The 22,976-nt window shown below is 53.6% G+C and carries 20 protein-coding genes and 4 tRNA genes; 10 read left to right on the forward strand and 14 right to left on the reverse strand.

Features of this window, described 5'->3' with window-relative positions; all coding sequences use genetic code 11:
- Positions 1 to 38: 38 nt before the first annotated feature.
- The 4 genes from ACU4F7_RS14425 to ACU4F7_RS14440 form a co-directional block, all read right to left on the reverse strand.
- The gene (locus ACU4F7_RS14425) at positions 39 to 929 is read right to left on the reverse strand and encodes a DUF4434 family protein (RefSeq protein ID WP_029593235.1); all 891 of its coding nucleotides are present in this window, start codon (positions 927 to 929) and stop codon (positions 39 to 41) included.
- The gene (locus tag ACU4F7_RS14430) at positions 930 to 3,902 is read right to left on the reverse strand and encodes a phage receptor (protein ID WP_481637196.1); all 2,973 of its coding nucleotides are present in this window, start codon (positions 3,900 to 3,902) and stop codon (positions 930 to 932) included.
- A complete protein-coding gene (gene nfrB / locus ACU4F7_RS14435) occupies positions 3,899 to 6,127 on the reverse strand; it encodes a cyclic di-3',5'-guanylate-activated glycosyltransferase NfrB (protein ID WP_481637197.1) in 2,229 nt (742 codons plus the stop codon). Before nfrB ends, ACU4F7_RS14430 begins: the two co-directional genes overlap by 4 nt.
- A gap of 534 nt (positions 6,128 to 6,661) precedes the next feature.
- Positions 6,662 to 6,751, reverse strand: a tRNA-Ser gene (locus ACU4F7_RS14440).
- Positions 6,752 to 6,845: 94 nt separating this feature from the next.
- On the opposite strand from ACU4F7_RS14440, the gene mtfA reads away from it, so the two are divergent.
- The 4 genes from mtfA to ACU4F7_RS14460 all read left to right on the forward strand — a co-directional run bounded on the left by mtfA (position 6,846) and on the right by ACU4F7_RS14460 (position 9,261).
- The gene (mtfA, locus tag ACU4F7_RS14445) at positions 6,846 to 7,643 is read left to right on the forward strand and encodes a DgsA anti-repressor MtfA (protein ID WP_024558631.1); all 798 of its coding nucleotides are present in this window, start codon (positions 6,846 to 6,848) and stop codon (positions 7,641 to 7,643) included.
- 100 nt (positions 7,644 to 7,743) lie between these two features.
- A tRNA-Asn gene (locus tag ACU4F7_RS14450) sits at positions 7,744 to 7,819 on the forward strand.
- 190 nt (positions 7,820 to 8,009) lie between these two features.
- Positions 8,010 to 8,810, forward strand: coding sequence for a DUF3289 family protein (locus ACU4F7_RS14455; RefSeq protein WP_481637198.1), 801 nt, complete (start codon positions 8,010 to 8,012; stop codon positions 8,808 to 8,810).
- Positions 8,803 to 9,261: a DUF943 family protein gene (locus tag ACU4F7_RS14460; protein ID WP_029593241.1), complete on the forward strand. Its 459-nt coding sequence runs from the start codon at positions 8,803 to 8,805 to the stop codon at positions 9,259 to 9,261. The genes ACU4F7_RS14455 and ACU4F7_RS14460 overlap by 8 nt, the downstream gene beginning before the upstream one ends.
- A 127-nt stretch (positions 9,262 to 9,388) precedes the next feature.
- Here ACU4F7_RS14460 and cbl read toward each other — a convergent pair whose 3' ends face one another.
- Complete coding sequence (gene cbl, locus ACU4F7_RS14465) at positions 9,389 to 10,333, reverse strand: HTH-type transcriptional regulator Cbl (protein WP_024558628.1); 945 nt, start codon at positions 10,331 to 10,333, stop codon at positions 9,389 to 9,391.
- Positions 10,334 to 10,434: 101 nt separating this feature from the next.
- Positions 10,435 to 11,352, reverse strand: coding sequence for a nitrogen assimilation transcriptional regulator NAC (nac, locus tag ACU4F7_RS14470; protein WP_029593243.1), 918 nt, complete (start codon positions 11,350 to 11,352; stop codon positions 10,435 to 10,437).
- A gap of 332 nt (positions 11,353 to 11,684) precedes the next feature.
- Here nac and ACU4F7_RS14475 point away from each other — a divergent pair.
- From ACU4F7_RS14475 to ACU4F7_RS14485, 3 genes are all read left to right on the forward strand, one after another.
- Positions 11,685 to 11,760 (forward strand) — tRNA-Asn (locus tag ACU4F7_RS14475).
- 143 nt (positions 11,761 to 11,903) lie between these two features.
- Positions 11,904 to 13,361, forward strand: coding sequence for an AMP nucleosidase (locus tag ACU4F7_RS14480; protein WP_481637199.1), 1,458 nt, complete (start codon positions 11,904 to 11,906; stop codon positions 13,359 to 13,361).
- A gap of 204 nt (positions 13,362 to 13,565) precedes the next feature.
- Positions 13,566 to 13,641 (forward strand) — tRNA-Asn (locus ACU4F7_RS14485).
- Between the two features lie 115 nt (positions 13,642 to 13,756).
- Here ACU4F7_RS14485 and ACU4F7_RS14490 read toward each other — a convergent pair.
- The 4 genes from ACU4F7_RS14490 to ACU4F7_RS14505 form a co-directional block, all read right to left on the reverse strand.
- Positions 13,757 to 14,002 carry a YmjA family protein gene (locus tag ACU4F7_RS14490; protein WP_029593245.1) on the reverse strand — a complete coding sequence of 82 codons (246 nt, stop codon included), beginning with the start codon at positions 14,000 to 14,002 and terminating at the stop codon, positions 13,757 to 13,759.
- A gap of 175 nt (positions 14,003 to 14,177) precedes the next feature.
- Positions 14,178 to 14,717: a DUF2058 domain-containing protein gene (locus ACU4F7_RS14495; protein WP_029593246.1), complete on the reverse strand. Its 540-nt coding sequence runs from the start codon at positions 14,715 to 14,717 to the stop codon at positions 14,178 to 14,180.
- 109 nt (positions 14,718 to 14,826) lie between these two features.
- Positions 14,827 to 15,309 carry a cold-shock protein gene (locus tag ACU4F7_RS14500; RefSeq protein WP_029593247.1) on the reverse strand — a complete coding sequence of 161 codons (483 nt, stop codon included), beginning with the start codon at positions 15,307 to 15,309 and terminating at the stop codon, positions 14,827 to 14,829.
- A gap of 286 nt (positions 15,310 to 15,595) precedes the next feature.
- The gene (locus ACU4F7_RS14505; protein ID WP_481637200.1) at positions 15,596 to 16,981 is read right to left on the reverse strand and encodes an FAD-binding oxidoreductase; all 1,386 of its coding nucleotides are present in this window, start codon (positions 16,979 to 16,981) and stop codon (positions 15,596 to 15,598) included.
- Between the two features lie 397 nt (positions 16,982 to 17,378).
- Between ACU4F7_RS14505 and yajD the strand changes: the two genes are divergently transcribed.
- The gene (gene yajD / locus ACU4F7_RS14510; RefSeq protein ID WP_024558618.1) at positions 17,379 to 17,726 is read left to right on the forward strand and encodes an HNH nuclease YajD; all 348 of its coding nucleotides are present in this window, start codon (positions 17,379 to 17,381) and stop codon (positions 17,724 to 17,726) included.
- A gap of 107 nt (positions 17,727 to 17,833) precedes the next feature.
- Here the strand turns inward: yajD and ACU4F7_RS14515 are convergent, their stop codons facing one another.
- The 3 genes from ACU4F7_RS14515 to ACU4F7_RS14525 form a co-directional block, all read right to left on the reverse strand.
- Positions 17,834 to 18,859, reverse strand: coding sequence for an LLM class flavin-dependent oxidoreductase (locus tag ACU4F7_RS14515; protein WP_481637201.1), 1,026 nt, complete (start codon positions 18,857 to 18,859; stop codon positions 17,834 to 17,836).
- 234 nt (positions 18,860 to 19,093) lie between these two features.
- Positions 19,094 to 19,462, reverse strand: coding sequence for an NUDIX hydrolase (locus ACU4F7_RS14520; protein ID WP_481637202.1), 369 nt, complete (start codon positions 19,460 to 19,462; stop codon positions 19,094 to 19,096).
- Positions 19,459 to 20,055, reverse strand: a complete 597-nt coding sequence (locus ACU4F7_RS14525; RefSeq protein WP_481637203.1) for a GDP-mannose pyrophosphatase — start codon at positions 20,053 to 20,055, stop codon at positions 19,459 to 19,461. The genes ACU4F7_RS14520 and ACU4F7_RS14525 overlap by 4 nt, the downstream gene beginning before the upstream one ends.
- Before the next feature lie 80 nt (positions 20,056 to 20,135).
- Between ACU4F7_RS14525 and ACU4F7_RS14530 the strand changes: the two genes are divergently transcribed.
- Together ACU4F7_RS14530 and ACU4F7_RS14535 are read left to right on the forward strand one after the other, a co-directional pair.
- Positions 20,136 to 20,885 carry a DeoR/GlpR family DNA-binding transcription regulator gene (locus ACU4F7_RS14530; RefSeq protein WP_481637204.1) on the forward strand — a complete coding sequence of 250 codons (750 nt, stop codon included), beginning with the start codon at positions 20,136 to 20,138 and terminating at the stop codon, positions 20,883 to 20,885.
- Positions 20,886 to 21,488 (forward strand): LysE family translocator, encoded by a 603-nt coding sequence (locus ACU4F7_RS14535; RefSeq protein WP_481637205.1) that lies wholly within the window; start codon positions 20,886 to 20,888, stop codon positions 21,486 to 21,488. It begins immediately after the preceding gene.
- On the opposite strand, the gene ACU4F7_RS14540 is transcribed toward ACU4F7_RS14535, so the two are convergent.
- Positions 21,472 to 22,935 carry an EmmdR/YeeO family multidrug/toxin efflux MATE transporter gene (locus ACU4F7_RS14540; protein WP_481637206.1) on the reverse strand — a complete coding sequence of 488 codons (1,464 nt, stop codon included), beginning with the start codon at positions 22,933 to 22,935 and terminating at the stop codon, positions 21,472 to 21,474. The genes ACU4F7_RS14535 and ACU4F7_RS14540 overlap by 17 nt on opposite strands.
- Positions 22,936 to 22,976 lie beyond the last annotated feature (41 nt).

Here is a 22,976-nt window from a genome sequence, read left to right on the forward strand (position 1 = left end):
TTTAGCGAGCTTTTTAACAGGGGATTTTTGACGACGCGTTAATCATTACGGAGAACATTTCTTGCGGCTGGCAAATACCGTAGCGAGAAATAAAGTCTGTTTTTCCCACACAAAGAACCTCTTTCCAGCAATTGCTGAATTTTTGCTGGCGATTGGGGTTGCGCGCTAAAAACCTTGCCAGGATTTGCTGTAAAGATTTCATAAACGATGCCGCTGCCTGGTGTATTTACTTCGCACCCAGCGCTGGCCTGCAAATAAAGTTCGCGCTGAACTGTGTTAAGTTTGCCTACGCCGCCGCCATCCTGAATAAGAACTTTTACCCCCGCCTCTTCTATATCTGCGACCAGTTGACGATAGCCCTCCGGCGACATATTGCCGGAAAAAAAACTGCTGATATAAACGGGCTTTTGCGCAACGGCTACCAACTGGCGACGCGTGTCGCTCAACCATTTGGTCATCTGCCCCCGCGCCGCTTTATCACGCCAGTTACTGTCGTCTATTTCCGCGCTGATGTACCAACCATCCGGCTGAAACCCCATGGTTTTGGCCCATAACCTCGCCTGGCGACGATCCTGAACGAGTAAGCGATTTAAGTAGTTAGCCTGCGCAGCAAGCGGCTGCTTCTGACGCGTAAAGAAATCGGGGTCGGCATTTAAGCCTATGATAACCTTCAATCCTGCCTGGCGCGCCGCCTGCGCTTTCTTTAACAGAAGAGCGCGTTCGGTTTCGTTAGCAAACGCCTCGCCATAGCGCGTCCACTGTATTACCAGCGTATCAAATCCTTGATGATGCAGCGTTTGCATCAATGAATGCCAGCTCGTGTCGCTTGCAAGGTTATCTCGCAATTGCGGTTGCCAGAAAATGCCTGTCATTGCGAATGACGGCGCGTTCACCAGTAAAAGAATTAACAAAAAGAGAGACTTACTCATTTACCAGTGAACTCCAAGAGTAACAAAGACGTTGTTGCGCTCGCCCGAGCGTTGATTAACGCTGTTCAGAATATGTTGATACTCAAGGCCCAGGCTTACTTTATGCGGCCAGGCATCGTATTGGGTTTCGCCGGTCCAGATATTCCATCGTACGCCCGCGCCGCCAGTCTGCGCCCCCCGCGTTTCACCATTACGGTAACCGTTGGTCTGCAAATGCGCATAGGGCTCCAGCGTCTGACCATCGGTTATTTTTTCATGCCAGCTGACGCGATAATCAGCGGTCCATGCCTGAATGTCTTGCCGTACATAATGTGCAGCATCAAGATAAAGATTGTTCGCAAACCAGCCAGACCCGGTCGGATGCCACTCGTCACTGAAACGACCATTATTGAAAAACGAGGCGCTGGCGCGAAGCATGACATCCGATTCACCGTGATGGCTATCAAGCGGCGCCTGGTGCTCGATGGCGAGAAAGAAAACCGATTCCCGCAGCGGTTTCCAGCGCAGGCCGGTGCCAATCATGGGGTTTTTTACCGGCATCGCCACGCCTGATCTTGCCGTATCGGCAAACAGGCGGCTATATACTGACAGCAAGTCACCTTCCAGCAACTGGTTTCGGCCGACACGATATTCCGCTTCAAGCTGGCCATAGCTACGGTAGTTTTTCCCTGGCGATGCGTCGTTAGGCTTATTATTCACTGAATTAATAGTGCCAGAGCGCAGGCCAACGGAACTGTCATAATTAAAACTCCAGCGTCGCGCAATGTCTTCATGCAGTCGTCTGAAAGCAAAACGCTGCTGCTTTTGTTCAGCTGTCGGCGGTGCGAGTTCCGCGTCGTCATTAATCTCATCAATAACCTGGCGGGCATAATATTGCGCCGCCGACACGTTCTGTAGCCGCTGATTCACATAAGCGAGTTGCTTGATAAGCGCGGGATCGTCCGGCATCGCCTTATGAGCCTGCTCAAGCAAAACACGCGACTGAACCGCGTTACCGTCCTGCCATAACGCATATCCCAAAGCTGCCTGAAGCGATGCGTTTTGCGGCTCCATTGTCAGCGCCTGGCGTAAATCACCGATCGCCGCGCGGGTGTTGCCCTGCAGACGGTAAATAGTGGCTCGGGAAACATAAACTTGCGCCGAAGGCCCGATTGCCAACGCGCGATTGAAATCAGCTAACGCTTTTTCAGGCTCTCCTGGCAGATAGCGTTGTGCATGAAGCCACCAGTAATGCGCGCTGTTATCCAACCCTCGCTGTTTCTCTTCCCCCAACAAGCGATAGAGTATATCCCGCTCTTGCGCCGCCTGAGCAGTATTTGCCGCCGCAACCAGATCGGCATTACTCATCTCATTAACAGGTATTTTCCTCCAGGCGCGCATAGCAGCAGCATAATCCTGAACCTGGTAGGCTTGATACGCCACCGCCCGGTGGTGCCAGACATCGGACGAATGGGCTGCCGCTTGCTGAAAGGCATAGAGCGCCACGCCGGGTAACGTTTCGCGATAACAGGCCGCCAACCTGCTCCACGACGCCGCGTCATAGGCTGGAGACATATCACCAAGCAGGCTAATCAGGGCTGAGCAGTTGTCCACGAGCCACGGCAACTGGCTTTGCAATTGCCGTTGAACGGAAGCGCCAAGCGGCTTCGAGAGTTCTGTTTTCTGCGCGTCAGATGCCCATTGGGGATGCTCATGCAATAACTCAACGAGCCGCATCAAGAGCCTGAGCGTTATGGTTTCGTCACCGCGGAATGGATAGCGTTGCAGTAAAATTTGCGCCGCCTCCTGCGATTGCCCTGCCTTGATCAATTGCCAGCTGAGCGCATCCAGACGCTGCAAATCATGCGGGTAGCGCGCATAGAGACGTTGAGCCAGTTGCAGCGTTTCATGGCTGTTATGACTTGCTATGCTCAATTCATAACGCGTTTGCAGAAACTCATCCTGGGGCAATTCGGCCAACATTTGGCGCGCAGCGGCATAATGACCAGACTTCAGCAGCCCTGGCAGCGTCGCACCCGCTATGTATGACCGATTTTCACTAAACTGCGCGTTATAGTTCGCCAGCGTCTCTTGCGGATGAACACTGAAACGTGACAGTAAATAAAGCCACCGTTTTTCCTGTTCAGCCGTATGGAAAGCAGGTCGTCGCTGCGCGAGGAAGCGCTGCAGAAGCGCTGTCTCGCCCCGTTGCACAAGCGTTGTCGCATAAGCGAGATGATTTTCAGGGCTGTTGAAAAGCCCCTGCGATTGCCGGGCTTGTAGGTTTTCATCCTGACGCGCGGCAAGTAATACAGTAAACCATTGTTCTTGCTCTGCGGCGCTCAGGCGTTGCTGCTGAAAGCGTTCAGAGAAAAGCGTGTCAGCTATGTCCCATTTTTTCAGGTAAATTGCCCGTTGCAGCGTGTCATTACGCAGCGCCTCACCCAGCGAATGCGCGGCAAACACCGGATCGCGAAGCTGCTGACGGGCAATCTGCATCTCACCTAGCCGCAACGCATTTTGTCCTGTCTCGCTGCGACAGCGAACAGAAGGTTCTTCATCGCATCGTTGCTGTTGCGCCAGCAACTCCGGCACAGATGTTACCGACACGGGTTCAACAGGTATCGCCGCCAGGCTTTGCGCCAGTTGTTTATTGTCGGGGTGCTGTTTTAATTGCTGCGAAAGCAGCCTGGATGCTTGCTTATTGTGGCCAAAATGGCGAAGCGCTTCTGCCTGATAAAGCGTTAACTGAACATTATTGGGTTCACGCCGGCGTATCTCTTCAAATTCACGCAGCGCGGTTTTTTCATCATTATGCTTTTGCGCCCTTAAAGCCTTTTCCAGGTGAGGATAGATGATGAAATAGCGATAATCGCTCAGCCCAAGCGCTGCGGCGCTGGTTTCGGTGGTGTCCTCCTGCGCCAGTACGCCGCCGCTGAGAAGTGAAGCAATTAAAAACGTTAACAGGCGGTGAGAATGGATACGCTTTATCATGCCGCCTGCTCCAGCGCTGCCATCTGCTGCGTCGTCAGACCCGCTTCACTCAGCAATGTCTGCATTGACAATTGCAACTCCTGTTGCCGCGACAACACCCGGCTGAGCGTCTCCTGGCTAATAACCCCCTCCTTCACCAGAAACTCACCCAACGGTAAATGGCTGCGCTCATGGCGCAATAGCAATGCGTTAATCGCTGAGTTATTGATATGCCCTAACGTAGTCAGTACTTCGGCGAAAAGGAACTGATGAGGCACAAAACGATGCCAGATAGCCTCTGACTGCGCTTCGCTTATCCACCCTTCTTTCACCGCCGTCTGCAAAAGGCTGCGATCGTCCTGGCCGCGATAGCGCGCGTACCAGTGCCTCAGGCCTGTGACAACCTGTCCCCGGGGCACGATGACATATTCCACTTCGCAATTAAGCTTACGGGAAAGCGCTGCCAGGGAGACCGGATCGATACCATTTTCACTGGCAAGCACCATGACGCCCCGCGCTATTCGCAGCGGCAGTATGGCATAACGCAACGCAATGGAAGCGGGCACTTTAGCAATCAGCGCGACAGGAATTTCCCAGGCGTCAATAGACTCTGTGCGTACGCCATTTTGTTCTGCCAGCGCTTGCGCCAGTTGGGTTGATGTAATAACACCCTGCAACATAAGCGAGCCGCCCAAATGCAAACCCGGTATTCGGTTCATTAACGCCTGCTCAAGTTGCGCTTCAGTAATTATCTGATGGGCGAAAAGGATTTGACCCAACGGTCGCAGGGCGCGAGTCTCGCCGGTTACGCTTGGAAAATCATGCGTGGTTTTATCCCATGCCACTCGTCTGGGATCGCCATGTTGAATAACTTGTCTGATGGCGCGCCAGTTGGCCATGAAGTTAACCAGGTTGCCCCAGAAAAGGCGGATAATAGAAAGTAAACCCTGTCCGAGCCCGTAGTAGACCGTTACGAAAATAACGCGCTGAAGAATACGGTTAGTCATCAGGCCGAAATTCACCCACAGTAGCGTTATCAGCCACGGGCCACCGGTAAAGATAGAGAGAAATTGCCACGCATCCGGCCAAAGGTGTTGGTAGAGCCAGAGCGCCACCAGTTGAATCATGATGATCATTGCCGTAAAGCTTAAAAAATTGCTTATGGCTCCTTTCCTGTCACGCCAGAGGAAGTAATTCAGCGTCGGGCTGGCGCTCCATTTATGCGTTTTGAGGCCCTGAAAGACAATGCCGATTATCCAACGCGACTTCTGTCGCACTGCGGTAGAAAAGGTATCAGGGAAATATTCGCGTACGCAGATAACATTGGATGAGCGGGCCCGCTGGAGAAAACGGCGCGGCTGATTGTCCTCTGACTCGTTCACTACCGGAAAGCGAACAAAAATTTCCGTCATTCCTTTAGCCTTAAGACGAAAGCCAATATCGTAGTCTTCTGTAAGGCTTTGCACGTCGAAGGCAATGCCGTCCCCGTCGGCCAGAAGCGCCATTACGGCTCGGCGGCTAAAGCAAGTGCCGACGCCTGCGCTTGGCACCTGGCCGGCAATGGCTTCACGCACCGGCACATCTTTACCATGAAGTTCGGCAAACTCATCGATATAAGACATGCTGGTGAAATGGTTCCATTCCCGCTCAAAGGGATAAACAGGAATTTGAATTAAATCTTTGCGCTCGACAAGATAATTAAAAAGGCGCAACTCCAGCGGTGAAATAACGTCTTCAGCATCATGCAAAATAAAGCCTGAAAAGGCGAATTTAGCGCTACGCTCAAATTGTGTGATGGCATCAAGAATATTATTAAGACAATCCGCTTTGCTGGTGGGTCCGGGTCGAGCGCACACCACTTTATGTACGTTCGGGAAACGCGCGCAGACTTCATCTACATCGCGCTGGGTATCAGGATCGTTTGGATAAGTACCAACAAAAATATGGTAGTTTTCATAATCCAGCGTGGTAGCGGCAAGCTCTGCCATATTACCGATGACGCCAGTTTCATTCCAGGCTGGCACCATGATGGCTAAAGGTTTTTCATCCGGCTTATAAAGTTCCTGGTAATCCATAGGCTTATGCCGCCGGTAAACAGTGACGGCGCGCTTTGCTCTTCTTACCCAATAGACTATATCAATGAAGAGATCGTCCAGACCACTAATAAGCATCATTAAAGCCAGCCCGATGGCGATAAACTTTAAGCCATAAAGATAGGCCGCAAAAATATCAACCAGACCATTCATAATAGGACGCCCTGTGCGGCATGAATGGAATTATGCGTAATCCATTTCTTTAATTTTACCAGGCCACTTTTCATTTTTAATGATATTCACATTTTATTTAAAAGAGCACGTTTTGGCCGCGCCAAAAATAATCTATACGGTGCATCTCTAAGACGCTTATTTATATAGCCGCCAAATCAGCTGTAACGCGATATTTATTTCCCTGCGCAACTATTTCAGCGAAAACTAAAAGCGTATAAGCGGTGTCGTCAGCACCATTTTCTGTCCAAAATAATACACCCACTGGTACTTAAGTACCAGATTTAACCAAAAAACGAGTGCCGAAAGGCGGTGACAGCAAGGCATGCACACATGGCCGGTCAGCAGAAGGAAGCGCGTAGCGATAAAACATAAATCTGAATGATGGAAGAGAATACAAGCAGGGAATAAGATAGCAGTATGAAAAAAGGCGAGAATGGCCGTTTAGCGGATTTCTGCACTTTTTCTCAACGAGAGTTTTATCACTGAAAATGAAAGCGGTAAGTGTTTGAATAGTGGCGGAGAGAGGGGGATTTGAACCCCCGGTAGAGTTGCCCCTACTCCGGTTTTCGAGACCGGTCCGTTCAGCCGCTCCGGCATCTCTCCGTATTGGTGGTTGCCATGATGCCAGGTAATTTGGCATTTTAACAGACCCTGCCCCTTCGATTTTGTTCAAGTGACGACTTTGCGAGCAGATAAGATGATTAAGTGGCCCTGGAAAGCAAACGACGACGCGCACGATGACCCGATGCCCTGGGAAAAGGCGCTCGCTATCCCTCTGCTGGCGGGTTTATCCGCGGATGAACAGAACAAGCTGGTGCGTCTCGCCGAACGCTTCATTCAACAAAAACGCCTGGTTCCGTTACAGGGCTTTGAGCTTGATTCCCTCAAGACCGCCCGTATCGCCCTGCTCTTCTGTCTGCCGGTGATGGAGCTGGGACTCGACTGGCTCGATGGTTTTCACGAAGTGCTTATCTACCCGGCGCCCTTTATCGTCGATGACGAGTGGGAAGATGATATTGGTCTCGTCCACAGCCAGCGCGTCGTGCATGCCGGCCAGAGCTGGCAACAAGGGCCGGTAGTGCTTAACTGGCTGGATATTCAGGATTCTTTCGACGCCTCCGGTTTTAATCTGGTTATCCATGAAGTCGCGCATAAACTCGATACGCGTAACGGTGACCGGGCTAGCGGCATTCCGTTCATTCCGCTGCGTGAAGTGGCAGGTTGGGAGCACGATCTGCATGCCGCCATGAACAATATTCAGGACGAGATCGATCTGGTGGGTGAGAATGCGGCCAGTATTGACGCCTACGCGGCAACGGACCCGGCAGAGTGCTTCGCCGTGCTGTCGGAATATTTCTTTAGCGCGCCGGAGCTGTTTGCGCCGCGCTTCCCATCGCTCTGGCAGCGTTTTACGCAGTTCTATGGCCAGGACCCGCTGCGCCGGCTGCGGCTTTCTGATACAGGCAGCGGCCACGTTCAGCGACAGGTGCATTAAACCAGCAAACTGTCTTATAAATAGCCAGTTGAATCAATGCGTTAAATTTAGCATTGACACCTGAAATGGGCGCCATTACTATGCGTCCCGTTCACACGATTCCTCTGTAGTTCAGTCGGTAGAACGGCGGACTGTTAATCCGTATGTCACTGGTTCGAGTCCAGTCAGAGGAGCCAAATTCAGAGAAGCCCGCTTAAGGAAACTTAAGCGGGCTTTTTGCTTTTCAATATCCCATGCGTTATTGCGCCCCCATCCCCTGTTACCTGACAACGCGTCGCTCTGATACAACGTCCGCTATTTTGCCAGACGAGCGTATCTGTATAATTAGCGTATCGTTAAACCGCATAGCCAAAGGATGTGCTTAACATGCGCGGTATCGACCAACCTTTGATAATTTTTAACAGCCGCAAGCCCTTCAACGATCGTTGCGCAGATGACATGAAGTATGGCGATTTGACTGAAAAAACGCTTAAAGAGCGCTTCGGCCTTTTCCAGGTTTCTGAACGGGTAGATTGCTATGCCTTCCAGAAAATTACCATTCCGGCCTATGGCAACATGCCTAAACTGAACAAGGAACAGGTCGCCGCAATCCTCTTCGATCAGCTTCGGTTCGAAGCCGGAAGATTTGCGTTCTGGGGGCCGTATACTGGCATTATCCGCAGACTGTTTACTCATATGCAGTATTGCAATGGGAAAGATTTTTACGATGTGCAGATGAATCAGGCCTATAAGAAAATGATTGAAGGTGATAACTCTTCGGGAAGTGCCATTAACAGGATAAAACGAACGCTACATACCTTTTCAGACTGGGATTCCGGGTTACAAACAAGGCACTTTGCTAGTGAAATAAGTAAATCTCACCTTCCTAAATTTGATAGATTTTCCGACCGCATAAATGGTTTAGGCATTAGCATCCACGAAATCAACAGCACTAAAATCACTCTTGAATCTCTCAACTTTGATAATAACCGATATACTGCAGTATTACATTTCAAAGGGCAGGATCACTTTGGACTGGATATCGAAGATATGACTAAAACCCTGTTCAAATATTGGAAGCTATTTGGTATATGGTTCGTTATTCAGCGCTTTGAGAAACTGGCCTACAAGCCTTTTTTTACCAATATGGAAGCCCGCATCACTATTACTGGAGAGAATAATGCGTAAGCCAGTAGTATTTTTAACTATAATAGCAGCCGTGATCATTATCGCACTGTATTATTTTTGGCCGCCTTTTTATAAAACAGAAATAAAACGTACAGGAGATGGCGTAGTATTAGTAAAAGATCTCCCTTCGTCTGACAAACTCAGGCTGCAATGGTGGAAAGAAAACAGGCAGCTTTTAGAAAAAGATCATGCCCTGATACCACATCAAGGTTATTTTTCGTTATCTGTTATGGACTTTGGAAAAGGTTACGAAAAACTGCCTTCAGAAGATTTTATATCTGGCATTTCACAAGACGATTATCTATGTTTTGATTCAATCAAAAGCGAAAGTAATTGCGTTAAGAAAAATGAGCTTATGTCAATTATGGGTGACGTAACTAAGAAAACATTTATCTATATCGGCAATAAGGAATATATTCAACTATCGGATGGAACAATAAAAAGAGAATAAATGATGATTAACATTTTTATTGATTCTCTGAAGAAGACACTTCTTTTGATTTATGCGTAATGAGCTCAGGGTGAGGTGCCAAATTCAACAAAGCCCGCTTAATGCGGGCTTCTTGTTTTTCTCACCCTCAGATTTGGAAATCGATCACCGGTTCGGCGGCTTCCAGCGCCTGACGTTTGATTTCATCAACCGAAAGACCCGGATTGCAAAGCTCGATAAAGCGCCAGACGTAGTTACGCTGCAGCTGTCCGCGCTTTAACCCCAGCCAGACGGTATTGGCGTCAAAAAGATGGCGCGTATCAAGGCGCACCAGTTGCCCCGCTTCACCGCTCGCCTGCTCCGCCACCAGGCCAATGCCAAGCCCCAGCTCAACGTAGGTTTTGATAACGTCCGAGTCCTGCGCGCTCAATACTATGTCTGCCGCCAGCCCCTTACGCGCAAAGGCTTCATCAATACGCGAGCGCCCGGTAATGCCCTGACGATAGGTAATAAGCGGCCAGCGGCTGATATCTTCCAGCGTCAGCGGGTTCGCCTGTAACAGCGGGTGATCCTGCGGCACCAGCAGATTGTGATACCAACGAAACCAGGGATAAGCCACAAGCGTCGGGTCTGTGCTAAGCCGTTCGCTGGCGATGCCGATATCCGCCGTGCCGCTTTGCAGCAGGGAATCTATCTCCTGCGGCGTGCCCTGAATTAATTCCAGACGCACCTCAGGAAAAAGCGCGCGAAATTCTTTAATAACCGAAGGCAGGCTGTAACGCGCCTGGGTATGCGTGGTGGCGATAGTCAGCACGCCGGAGGCGTCGTTGGTGAAAAGGTCGGCAAGACGGCGCACATTGCTGGCTTCATCGAGAATACGCTCGGCGATAACCAGCAACGCTTTGCCCGGCTCCGTCATGCCAAGCAGGCGCTTGCCGCGGCGGATGAAAATCTCAATGCCCAGTTCCTCCTCCAGCTCGCGAATATGACGGCTGACGCCAGACTGAGAGGTGTAGAGCATATTAGCGACGTCGGTCAGGTTGTAATCCCGCCTTGCCGCTTCGCGGATAATTTTAAGCTGCTGGAAATTCACATCGCCCCCGGGAGACATTCAACATGACGCTATTGTTAAAGTCACCCGATGGACAGAACAAATAATAAAAACCAGCAATATATTCCTGGATGGAATATAAGCTAGCCCACCAGCATCAACTCACGGCTTTCGAGCGCCGGACGCGTCACCAGCGACAGCAAAATTTCTTTCACCGCCTGCGCTTGCGGGGAAAGCGGCAGCGTTGAGGAGAGATTTAGCGACAGCGGCAGGTTCATGGACGGCGCCGTAATGCGGGCCATCCAGCCGTTCGCGGAACCCGCAAGGGATCGCGCCGCTGATTCCGGTAATACCGTTACCCCCATGCCGCTGGCGATAGCCGCCGTCAGCGTAGCGATAGACTCAATTTCGCCGATGATTTTGGCCGTCAGGCGACGCAGCGAGAAAGCCTCATCCACGCGCTTGCGCACCGCGCTGTAATCGCGAGGGAGAAACAGGTTCATTTCCGCAACGGCGGCGAGATCGATGCTCTGGCCCGGGCAGTCGCGGGTGCCGACCAGGTAAAGATCTTCTTTCAGCAGCGGCTGACTGGTGAGCCCGGCGGTCGCCGAACGGTCATAGAGCACCGCCATGTCGAGCTGGCCGTTGAGCACTTTCTCGTTTAACACCGACCCGCTGTTTTCATGCAGATAGACCAGCACGTCCGGCAGTTCCGCGCGCACGGCCTGCAGCAGCGGCATGGTAATAGAAGAGGCCGCCGTTCCCGGCGCAAGGCCGATAGAGACATGGCCGCTCAGCGTCTGGCCGACATTGTTCACCGCCAGCTGCGCCTGCTCGCACTGGCGTAAAATGGTGCGCGCATGAGCATAGAGTATTTTTCCGGCTTCCGTCGGCGTTACGCCCCGCTTGGTGCGAATCAACAGCTGTTGATTCATCTCCCCTTCCAGGGTTGCCACCTGTTGGCTAAGGGCGGGTTGCGCAATGTGCAACACTTCAGCGGCCTGCGTCAGGCTCCCGATGTCGACGATTTTTACGAAATACTTCAGTCGTCTTAAGTTCATTTTGCCTCCTGTACGGAACGCCGGTAGTAAAGCCAGCAAGATAGTCGCAGGATGCGTTGCAATATGCTTGCCAGTTTTCAGATTGCTCCGACCAGAGACGCTAAACGGCTGGATAATAAGAGAAACCAATCACAACGCCTTGAACCATTATTGAAACAGCGTTTTTGTGATGCCCCGTTTCGAACGACGGTTGCACCAGAACGGTGCGAGAGGGGGTTTTATGAAGGGTCTGCGCGCGGGATGGCTAATTTGTCGGCAAACGAATCGTTAACGTCAATTCGCCCTTTGACAATCCCGGCCTGCGCCGTTAGTATGCGCCCCGTTCACACGATTCCTCTGTAGTTCAGTCGGTAGAACGGCGGACTGTTAATCCGTATGTCACTGGTTCGAGTCCAGTCAGAGGAGCCAAATTCAGAGAAGCCCGCTTAAGGAAACTTAAGCGGGCTTTTTGCTTTTCCGCGTTTCATCTTTCCTTCACTGCGCTTTCCTTATCCTGTGACATACTAACGGCATGGCTAACACCCGCCTGTCGTGCGGGATAAGGAGAAAATATGCATAACGAAGCCGGAACTCACCTGACGCCAGAACAAGCGCTTGATAAACTCGACGCCATGTACGACGCAGCGGTTAACGCCCTGCGCGAAGCCATCGCCGCCTTTATTGAAAACGGCGAAACGCCGCAAGAGGCTCGCCGTTCGCAAGGGTTATTCGTCTACCCGCAGTTGCGGGTAAGCTGGGACGGCAACGCCCGCAACCCGAAGAAAACTCGCGCCTACGCCCGCTTTACTCACCCGGGCTGCTATACCACCACCATCACCCGCCCTTCGCTGTTTCGGCCTTATCTGGCGGAACAGCTGACGCTGCTGTACGAAGATTACGGCGCGACGATCGAGGTTTCGCCTTCTCAGCATGAGATCCCCTACCCTTATGTAATAGACGGCTCCACGCTGACGCTGGACCGCTCGATGAGCGCCGGTCTCGCCCGCCATTTCCCGACCACTGAGCTTGCGCAGATTGGCGATGAGACCGCCGACGGCATCTTCCATCCGACCGAGTTTTACCCGCTCTCGCATTTCGACGCCCGCCGCGTGGATTTTTCGCTGGCGCGCCTGCGGCACTACACCGGCACGCCCGCCGAGCATTTCCAGCCGTTCGTGCTGTTCACTAACTACACGCGTTACGTGGATGAGTTTGTGCGCTGGGGTTGCAGCCAGATCCTCGATCCGGAAAGCCCTTACGTGGCGCTCTCTTGTGCGGGCGGCGTCTGGATCACCGCGGATACCGAAGGGCCGGAAGAGGTCATTTCCGATCTCGCCTGGAAAAAGCACCAGATGCCCGCCTGGCATCTGATTACCGCTGACGGTCAGGGCATTACGCTTATCAATATCGGCGTCGGGCCGTCGAACGCGAAAACCATCTGCGATCATCTCGCCGTGCTGCGTCCGGATGTCTGGTTGATGATTGGTCATTGCGGCGGGCTGCGTGAAAGCCAGGCGATTGGCGACTATGTGCTGGCGCACGCATATTTGCGCGACGACCACGTGCTGGATGCCGTACTGCCGCCGGATATCCCTATCCCGAGTATCGCGGAAGTGCAGCGCGCGCTGTATGACGCCACCAAACTGGTGAGCGACATGCCGGGCGAAGAAGTTAAGCAACGGCTGCGTACGGGCACCGTTGTCACCACCGACGATCGCAACTGGGAGCTGCGCTACTCCGCCTCCGCGCTGCGCTTCAACTTAAGCCGCGCGGTGGCGATTGATATGGAGAGCGCTACCATCGCCGCCCAGGGTTATCGATTCCGCGTCCCTTACGGCACGCTGCTGTGCGTTTCCGACAAGCCGCTGCACGGAGAGATTAAGCTGCCCGGTCAGGCGAACCGCTTTTATGAAGGGGCCATTTCAGAGCATTTGCAGATTGGCATTCGCGCTATCGACCTGTTGCGCGCCGAGGGCGAGCGCTTACACTCCCGTAAGCTGCGCACCTTCAACGAACCGCCGTTCCGCTGATCCCCCTGCTGAAAAAACGCCGCCGCGTATCCCCTTCGCGGCGGCGTTTTCTTTTGACTGGCGCGCCCGCTATGCGGCCTTTCAGCCCAGAAAAGTGTCAAAAAAAGCGCAGCTTGCGGAATTAATCGGCAAACGGCGCGTTTTTTTAAAAGAGCTTTTGACAACCCAGGGGCATCTCGTTACTATGCGCCCCGTTCACACGATTCCTCTGTAGTTCAGTCGGTAGAACGGCGGACTGTTAATCCGTATGTCACTGGTTCGAGTCCAGTCAGAGGAGCCACATTCAAAAAAGCCCGCTTAAGGAAACTTAAGCGGGCTTTTTGCTTTGCTGGTTCAGAGCGCTAAACAGATAAAAGGACGCAACCCTGCTTGCTTTGCGCCCTTTGAAAATGGCGTTACTCGTTGCCCCACTGATTCAGAAACGTCGCTATCTCATCGATACGTTCTTCGTCAATACCGGCTTCACTGGCCATCTCTCGCTGCGCCTCTTCGCTAATTTCCTCGTTGTTCATTAACCGGGTGATCAGCAGCTGGAAATAGCGCGCCAGGGGTTCGCGTTCTGACTCCTTTACCGGCTCCGCGCATTCTGTCGAGTACTCATCCGCGATATCATAATATTTAAGTGGTATTTCAGCGCTCATAAGCAGCCCCCTGGGTTAACGTCTGTAGTAGGTTATCGCCTGCCGCGGCAGGCATGGAAATATCATGCTTCCCTGCTGATTTCTGTCATCCGTGCAAGCCGAGCGCTCAAGAAAGCGTTCCCGCTGGCATCAGCAAGCACCCAACGCCGTAGTCTCTCCACGCAATACCGGCTCATTACCACATCAAATCATCAGGGACTTTGAAATCAGCATACGGGTCGTCCTCATCCTGCGCTTCCTGGCTCAGCACGTGATTGACGACAATGCTGCTCGCATCTCGCTGCGCGATTTTATCGGCGACGCTCGCCGGGATAATGGCGTACTCACACTCTCCCTTGCCATCAACCACTAAACGCGCAATGGCGAGACGGCCGTTTATCAGCTGCGTCTGGGTGGGCTTATCCACAACAACTTTTTTGATGACGTTATTATCGGTGAAGTTAAAATCGATGTTGCCTTTTGAAATGGTAATTCTGTTCATTTCAATGAGTTGCTTAACCTGAGCTTTATACTCTTTTGATAAAGCCGCCTGTTTTTGCTGTTCGCTTAGCTGCTTATCGCGCTCAAGCTGCGCTTTTTTATTCTCTTCCACGGCTTCTCTCGCCTCACGGGCCTGAACCCGTGATTTTTTCGCCGTTCTTTGCACTTTAGCCATTTTTTTGCTGGTCACTAAGCCAGCCTTTAGCATCTGCTCTTGTAAGGTAAGTTTTGTCATCTTCGTTTCTATAACCCGCCAGTCATGGGTGAGGTTGTATTCAGGCAGCGAGGCCCGGGTGCGGTAGCCTTTCGGCGTATAATCTGTCCGGAACCCGGCGCAAGTCATATCAAACTTTAAGCAGTTTCACCGTGGCATCCACATCAATCTCATCTTCCGAAAAGATTAATGTGGTTCCCTGGAAAGTAGTGATAGCCAGCTTTTTCAGCGAGCGCATTTCACCAGGCTTAGCGGCGGATTTCGGCCTGATGCTGCTCATTAACGTTCCGACAGAGAGCACCGCATTTTCTTTATCGATGCGCGTGCTGACAGGCACCTCTTCGCTGAAAACCACGTAAGATTTGATAGACGTGAGCTTCAGGCGCTCGCCCGCGATATAAATGTATTTGCTCTCCGGTACGACTTTCACCGCATAAGCTGACAACCCTTTATTATTGGTGGTGGGTTCGAATGTCACCGCGGCATCTTTTTTAATCAGTTCCGGATTGGCGACCTTAATTACATGAAAATAACGGTTATCGCCGTTTTCATCTTTGATAAACCCAAACCCTTTTTCTTTGAACCAGGTTGTGATTGTTCCGTTCATCGCCATTATCGCCTGCTTAATCGTTATCTACTCAGTTTTTGCAGCGCGCAGTGTAAAGCACAATGTCCGCGCAGACTACGTCTTTAGTTTACGTCTGGATGCTCAAGGAGCGATAAAGTAGAGGAGTAAAAAACCGTAAACGCGCTAGCCTGGCGTTTACAGGCGGCGGCGCAAGCGCCCTCTTCGCCCTGTACAAATGCCGAGTGATATCAATAAAGCGCGCCGTGATTGCGCCTGACGTTGAGCATCTGCGGTGTGCGTGCAGACCCTGTCGTCAGGCGCATCCCTGGTCTCATGCCGGCTTGATGTTCTGATTCATCCGGAAGAGGTTCATCGGGTCGTATTTATTTTTAAGCTCCACCAGCCGCTTCCAGGTCGTACCGTAAGCGAAGACGATGCGGTCGGTCTCGTCGTGGGTGAGGAAGTTGATGTAGGCACCGCCGCTGGCAAATGGCTGTGATTTAGCGAAGAATTCACGCGCCCAGGCGATACAGCGCTCATCCTCGGCGGCGGTCTCCCAACGCCCGTGCACATTCATCACATATCTGGCGTCCCGGCTTGAGTAAGCCATGGCCTCGGGCGGTACGCTGGTCGTCTTGCCGCCAATTGTGCCGATAAATATCTCACAATGCGGCGACGGCAATCTGGCCGCATATTCAACGATGGCATCGATAACGCCTTCGCTGATTTGCGAGAAGTTATGCGACTTCCAGTAGTTGCGCGCCCCTTTTGTTAAGAGCGGATCGAACGCCTGCTGCCAGGCCGTATAGGGCTGTACGCCGATGTGTTCGCCAAGCACAGTGCCGAACCCGCGCAGCGGCTCGATGAGCTTCTCGCCTTCTTGTGGGTCGCCCGCATAGCACAGCGCGAGCGCAACCATCTCTTTCCCGTGAACGTTTTCTGGCAGGAAAGGCAGCGGAGGCGCTTTGCGCGTCACCATCCAGACATTGAGCGCTTCCGGCATCGTCTCGGTGAAACGGGCGAACTGTGAGATAACGGACTTCGCCTGCTCAAACGGAAAGACGATGAGCCCACTCAGTACGTTCGGCCCGACGGGATGAAGCTGGAATTCGAAGCGAGTAATCACACCGAAGTTGCCGCCGCCGCCCCGCACTCCCCAAAAGAGATCGGCGTTTTCTGTTTCGCTGGCGTGCAGTTGCCTGCCATCTGCCGTAATAACCTCCACGGAGAGTAAATTGTCTATCGTCATGCCATACTTGCGGCTCAGCCAGCCGAACCCGCCGCCAAGCGTCAGGCCAGCTACGCCGGTGGTCGAATTGATGCCGAGGGGCGTGGCAAGGCCCCAGGCCTGCGCCGCCGCATCGAAGTCGGCAAGGGTGCAGCCTGGCTCCACGCTGGCCCTGCGGGTGTTCGGGTCCACTTCCACGCCCTTCATCAACGACAGGTCGATCATCAGGCCATCGTCGCACACGGCATTGCCCGCGATGTTATGCCCACCCCCGCGGATGGAAATGAGGAGATTTTGCGTGCGCCCAAATTCGATGGCCTGGACGATATCCTCAGGCGTCGTGCAGCGGACAATCAACGCAGGTTTACGGTCGATCATGGCGTTCCAGATCTGGCGCACCTCGTCATAACCTGCATCTTCAGGAAGAATCACCTGCCCCGTGAACTGCTTTTTGAACTCGTCGATATTTACCTCTGATAACCCCTTCATAGTATTTTCCTCTGTTGGCTCAACCCTACTAATTATGGTAGGTGGGTTAAGCCATGATAATTTTAAGGGTATTTTTGAGGCGTTTATCAACTTTGGCCGCCAACAGGCGCAACACGGAAGCACTCGTCTGCCTGAGGCTGCGCTTCGCTCAATGATTTTTAAGCGCGCATGCTGGCGCGTGGCGACACGGCGTGAAGAAAACAGAGGCGCGAGCAGCGAGTGAGTAAAATAAACGTATTCCAGCAACTGAGGAGCCCAGGAGAGAGCTAATCTTAAAAGAAGCCCTCTCTTTACAGAGCGCGGGGCGGATGGTGAATGACGCTTGCAGTGTCCTGCCAGGCAGGCTAGCCTGCTCAAACCACATGTAAATTATCTCCTTGTAACAGGTAACATCGGCATGGCTCTGATCCCAAAAAACTACTCACGGCTGGAAAGCGGCTACCGTGAGAAAGCTTTAAAACTCTACCCGTGGGTATGTGGGCGCTGCTCGCGTGAATTTGTTTACTCTAACCTGCGTGAATTAACGGTCCACCATATTGATCATGACCATACCAATAACCCGGAAGATGGCAGTAACTGGGAGTTATTGTGTCTTTATTGCCATGACCACGAACACTCGAAGTACACGGAAGCGGACCAGTACGGCACAACCGTTGTGGCGGGCGAAGACGCGCAAAAAGATGTGGCTGCGGCAACCTATAACCCCTTTGCCGATTTAAAGTCGATGCTTAATAAGAAGAAATAAAGGCAGGCGTATCTGCTTGCGGTAGCCCCGCCCTGACTCACCCAAAATCAAAAGCCCCGCATCTTCTACAATGCGGGGCTTTTTTACTTCAGACTGGCCTTATCAGGCTATTCACGCCAGCCCATCGCCGGAGCGACGTGCTTAAGAATGGACTCAATCACGTGTACGTTGTAGTCCACGCCCAGCTGGTTCGGCACGGTCAGCAACAGCGTATCGGCTTCGGCTATCGCTTCGTCCTGCTTCAACTGTTCGATTAACTTATCTGGCTCAGCGGCGTAGCTGCGCCCGAAGATAGCGCGGGTTTTTTCATCCAGGTAGCCAACCTTGTCGCTTTCGTCACGGCTGGCGCCGAAATAAGCGCGGTCGCGGCCATCCATCAGGGCGAAAATGCTGCGGCTGACGGAGACGCGCGGCGTTCGGGTATGCCCCGCCTGCGCCCAGGCTTCACGGTAAGCGCGAATCTGCTTCGCCTGCTGAATGTGGAACGGCTCGCCGGTTTCATCATCTTTCAGGGTGGAGCTTTGCAGGTTCATGCCGAGTTTTGCTGCCCATACCGCCGTCGCATTCGAGCCCGCGCCCCACCAGATGCGCTCACGCAGGCCTTCCGAGTAAGGTTCCGGGCGCAAAAGTCCCGGCGGGTTCGGGAACATCGGCTGCGGGTTGGGTTTCGCAAACCCTTCGCCGCGCAGCACATCCAGCAGCACCTCCGTGTGGCGGCGCGCCATATCAGACTCGTTTTCCCCTTCCGCAGGCTGATAGCCAAAGTAGCGCCAGCCGTCGATCACCTGCTCCGGCGAACCGCGGCTGATGCCAAGCTGCAACCGTCCGCCGGAGATTAAATCCGCAGCGCTTGCGCTCTCCGCCATGTAGAGCGGGTTTTCATAGCGCATATCGATAACGCCGGTACCGATTTCAATATTGCGGGTCTTAGCGCCAATCGCCGCCAGCAGCGGGAAAGGCGACGCGAGCTGACGGGCAAAATGGTGAACCCTGAAATAAGCGCCGTCCGCGCCCAGCTCTTCAGCCGCGACGGCCAGATCGATGGATTGCAACAACGCGTCAGCGGCCGTACGCGTTCCGGACTGCGGCGAAGGCGTCCAGTGACCAAATGACAAAAATCCGATCTTTTTCATGACCTTTTACCTTATCTTCAGGGAAATAATCGGCAGGCGGCGCGTTTCTCACACTACGTAATGGAATGCGCCTGAGGGTCTGCCTTGAGTGAGGTCTACTTTACGCGTTCCCTGATACGAATAAATGCCATTTGTTTAACATACAGCGTCAAATTAATTGACCGAGCAAGGCGTTCGCCCGATTAAAAAAGCCCGCCGAACGCAGGCTTCGCTTTGTGTATCAAACGCTTATTGCTAAACACCGCTCTGCGGCACCTGGTCGAGGTTTGTGTAGAGAGTAAGCCCCAGCGACTGGCCGATGCGCACGTCGTTATCGGCGCCGCGGGAAGCGCCTTCCAGCCGCAAAATCGCGTCGCAGTGGCCAATGAGCCGGTGCGCCACCGGGTATAAATACGCTTCGCTGATTTCATCGCCAATGCGTGTTGAACCCGCGGCCTGTGCCAGCGGTAAGGCCAGCCACTCGCCGATAACCGGCACGTGACCTTTCCGCCAGACTTCCAGGGCGGCCTGTTGCATCCGCTTCAGGTTGGCGTCGATAAGTTCAGGGCGATCGTTTGTGCCGCTTCTTACCGGGCCGGCAATCAGGATCTGCATGCTTTTCATAACCTCTCCTCAAAGATGGCGTTTAAGGCAAGATGCTGGAGCAGCATGATAGTTTTCCCATCTTCAATTTCCCCGGTTCTGATGGCTTCCAGGGCGCGGGCGAAGGGCCATTCCAGCACTTCGATATCTTCCCCTTCTTCTGCCACCCCGCCGCCGTTGCTGCTGCGGTCCCGCTCCGAGTATTCGGCAATGAAAAAATAGAGTTTTTCCGTGACTGACCCCGGACTCATATAAGCCTCAAAGACTTTTTCAACATGGCTAACGCGAAAGCCAGTCTCTTCCTGCGCTTCCGCTTTGATGCGCTCTTGCGGTGAAAGGTTGTCGAGCAGGCCGGCGGCGGCTTCAATCAGCATGCCGTGGCGATCGTTAAGATAAACGGGGAAGCGAAACTGGCGGGTCAACACCACCGTTTTTTTGGCTTTGTTGTAAAGCAGGATCGCCGCGCCGTTGCCGCGGTCGTAGGCTTCGCGCTCCTGCTGCTGCCAGTTGCCGTCGCGGCGCAGCAGTTCGAAGCGATATTTTTTCAGCGTGTACCAGTTATCCGAGAGCAACGTTTCATGAACGTTGCGCACTTTTTGCGATTCCAGAAGCATTTTTTACCCTCCCGTCGTGACAAAAAAGACTCTGGCATGGATAATCGTGCATAGTCAAGCACAAACAGGAACAAAAACGCATGCTCGCCAGCCAGCGAAAAAAACGTATTCTGGATATTTTAGCCGCCGAGAAGCAGGTGCTTTCCGGGGAATTAAGCCAGCGCTTCGGCGTTTCGGAAGACTCCATACGTCGGGATCTACGAGAGTTAGCGGCAGAAGGCTTATTGCAGCGGGTGCACGGCGGCGCGCTGCCGGTTTCCGCCGCCCTCGCCCCGTTCGAAACAAGAAAAAACGTGCAAATAGATTCAAAGCGTGCAGTTTCACGCAAAGCCGCCGCGCTGATTCAGCCAGGCCAGGTGGTGATTATCGACGGCGGCACCACAACCACAGAGATGATCAAACAGCTGCCCGCCGATCTCCCTTTTACGGCAGTGACCCACAGTCCCGGCATCGCGGTCGGGCTGGTCGATTTTCCCCGGGTCGACGTTATTCTTATCGGCGGCAGGCTTTACAAGCATTCCGTTGTTACCGTGGGCGCTTCGATGCTGGAATCCATTAACCGCATCAATGCCGATCTCTTTTTTATGGGGGTGACCGGCGTACACAAAAACGCGGGCTTCACGACGGGCGATTATGAAGAGGCCTCCGTTAAGCGGGCGCTGTCCGCGCGCGCGGCGGAAACAGTCGTCATGGCCTCGCAGGAAAAACTCAATTCCGCCTCCGCCTTCGCCATCGGCCCGCTCTCGCTTGCCAGCACGCTGGTAGTGGACGGGGAACTGGATGCCGAACTGAGCGCGCTGCTGAAAAAACAGCGGGTTGCGGTTACCTGAATGGATATCGACATCGTGGGTTTTATTCCGGCGCTGCTGCCGGTGGCGCTCTCGCCGGGGGCGAGCTTTACGCTTGCGATGAACAGCGCGCTGGCGCAGGGCCGCAAAGGGCTTCTGGTCACGTTAACGGGAACGGCGCTTGGCATTTACACCCATGCGCTGCTGATTGGCCTTGGCGTGACTTCGCTGCTGGTGGCCTCCCCCGCCCTGTTCGGCCTGCTGAAAATAGCGGGTACGTTCTACCTGCTCTGGCTGGGCGCACAGCTTATCCGCAGCGGCCTGGGCGCACAGGAGCTGGCTTTCAGTAAAAACGAGAAGGTAATCACGCTAAAGGATGCCTGGCTTGCCAACGTGCTTAACCCGAAGGCGATTCTCTTTTACCTGACTGTGGTGTCGCAGTTTGCTGGCCGTCAGGGCGAGGTGGGCCATTACTTAGCCCTCGCCTCGGTGCATGTGGCAGTCATGGCCCTGTGGCTTATCGCGCTCAGCCTGCTGCTGATAACCTCCGCGCGCAAAATCAATACGCGAGCGCTTAAGCGAGCTATTAACACAGGCGGCGGCGCGCTGCTAATCCTGTTTGCGCTGCTTAACCTGCTTCAGTAGCTTTGCTTTCAACCCTGGAGGCGGTTTCCGAGCGCACGCGCGGGTACTTTTGCAGCCATTTGCCGCTGGCCATGCGCCAGTAGAAGAGCGCGCCGCGCACCGCCCAGTCGAGGAACATACCGAGCCAGACGCCGACCACGCCCCAGCCGAGCATTATCCCCAGCACATAGCCCGCGATAACGCGACAGCCCCACATGCCGAGCATCGAAACCCACATGGCGAAACGGGCGTCGCGCGCGCCCTTCAGCCCGGCGGGCAGCACCCAGGAGGCCGCCCAGATGGGCATGAAGGCGGCGTTCAGCCAGATAAGCACCTTCACCACCTCTTTTACATCTTCCTCATGGGTGTAAAACGACGCGAGCAGCCCGGCGAACGGAGCGCTAAGCCAGGCGATGGCGGTCAGCATAATGGTGGAAAGCCAGAAGACGTGGCGCAGTTGCCGCTCGGCCTGGCCTATCTGCCCTTTCCCCAGCCGCTTGCCGGTGATGATGGTGGAGGCGGAGCCGAGCGCGTTGCCCGGCAGGTTGATGAGCGAAGCGATGGAAAACGCGATGAAGTTCCCTGCAATTACATCGGTGCCCATGCCAGCCACAAACATCTGCGTCAGCAGCTTGCCGCCGTTAAACAGCACCGATTCAATACTGGCAGGCAGGCCAATGCCCAGCACTTCCCAGAGAATATTGAGCTTCAGCGGCGAAAAGTAGCTTTTCAGCGTAATGCGCAGCGCAGGGTTAAAGCCAATCATCAGCACATAAATAATGCCGATGGCGCCGATATAGCGCGAAATGGTCAGCCCCAGCCCCGCGCCGACAAACCCCATCCCATCCCAGGAGAAAAGCCCGTAGATGAGAAAGCTGCTGATGACGATATTCAGGATATTCATCCCGCCATTAATGAGCAGCGGAATTTTGGTATTGCCGGCGCCGCGCAGCGCGCCGCTGCCGATAAGGGCAATGGCGGCGGCAGGGTAGCTCCAGGCAGTGAGTTCAAGGTAGGTCAGCGCCAGCTCTTTCACCTGCTGCGTGGCCTCGCCCGCCACGAAATCGATGATGTATTTGCCGGAAAGATGAATCAGCGCCGCGAGTAGTATCGACACAATGGTCATTAGCACCAGCGACTGCCGGGCGGCGGCGCGGGCGCGTCGTCGGTCGCGCTTGCCGAGGCTGAAGGCGACCACTACCGTAGTGCCGAGGTCAACCGCAGCAAAGAACGAGAGCACGACCATGTTGAAGCTGTCCGCCAGCCCCACGCCCGCCATCGCCTCTTTGCCAAGCCAGCTGACGAGGAAAGTGCTCAGCACGCCCATCAGCAGTACGCAGGTATTTTCCAGAAAAATAGGTACGGCGAGCGGCGTGATTTCGCGCCAGAACAGTACCCGATAACTTTTTCTTCTGACATACCAGGGGGTGCCTTTCACCGCCTGGTTCAACCTGGTCGCTAAGCTCAAGATAACCTTCACTTAAAGTTGAAACCCCATTTCAAATAATG

It is taken from the genome of Franconibacter pulveris (assembly GCF_056780215.1).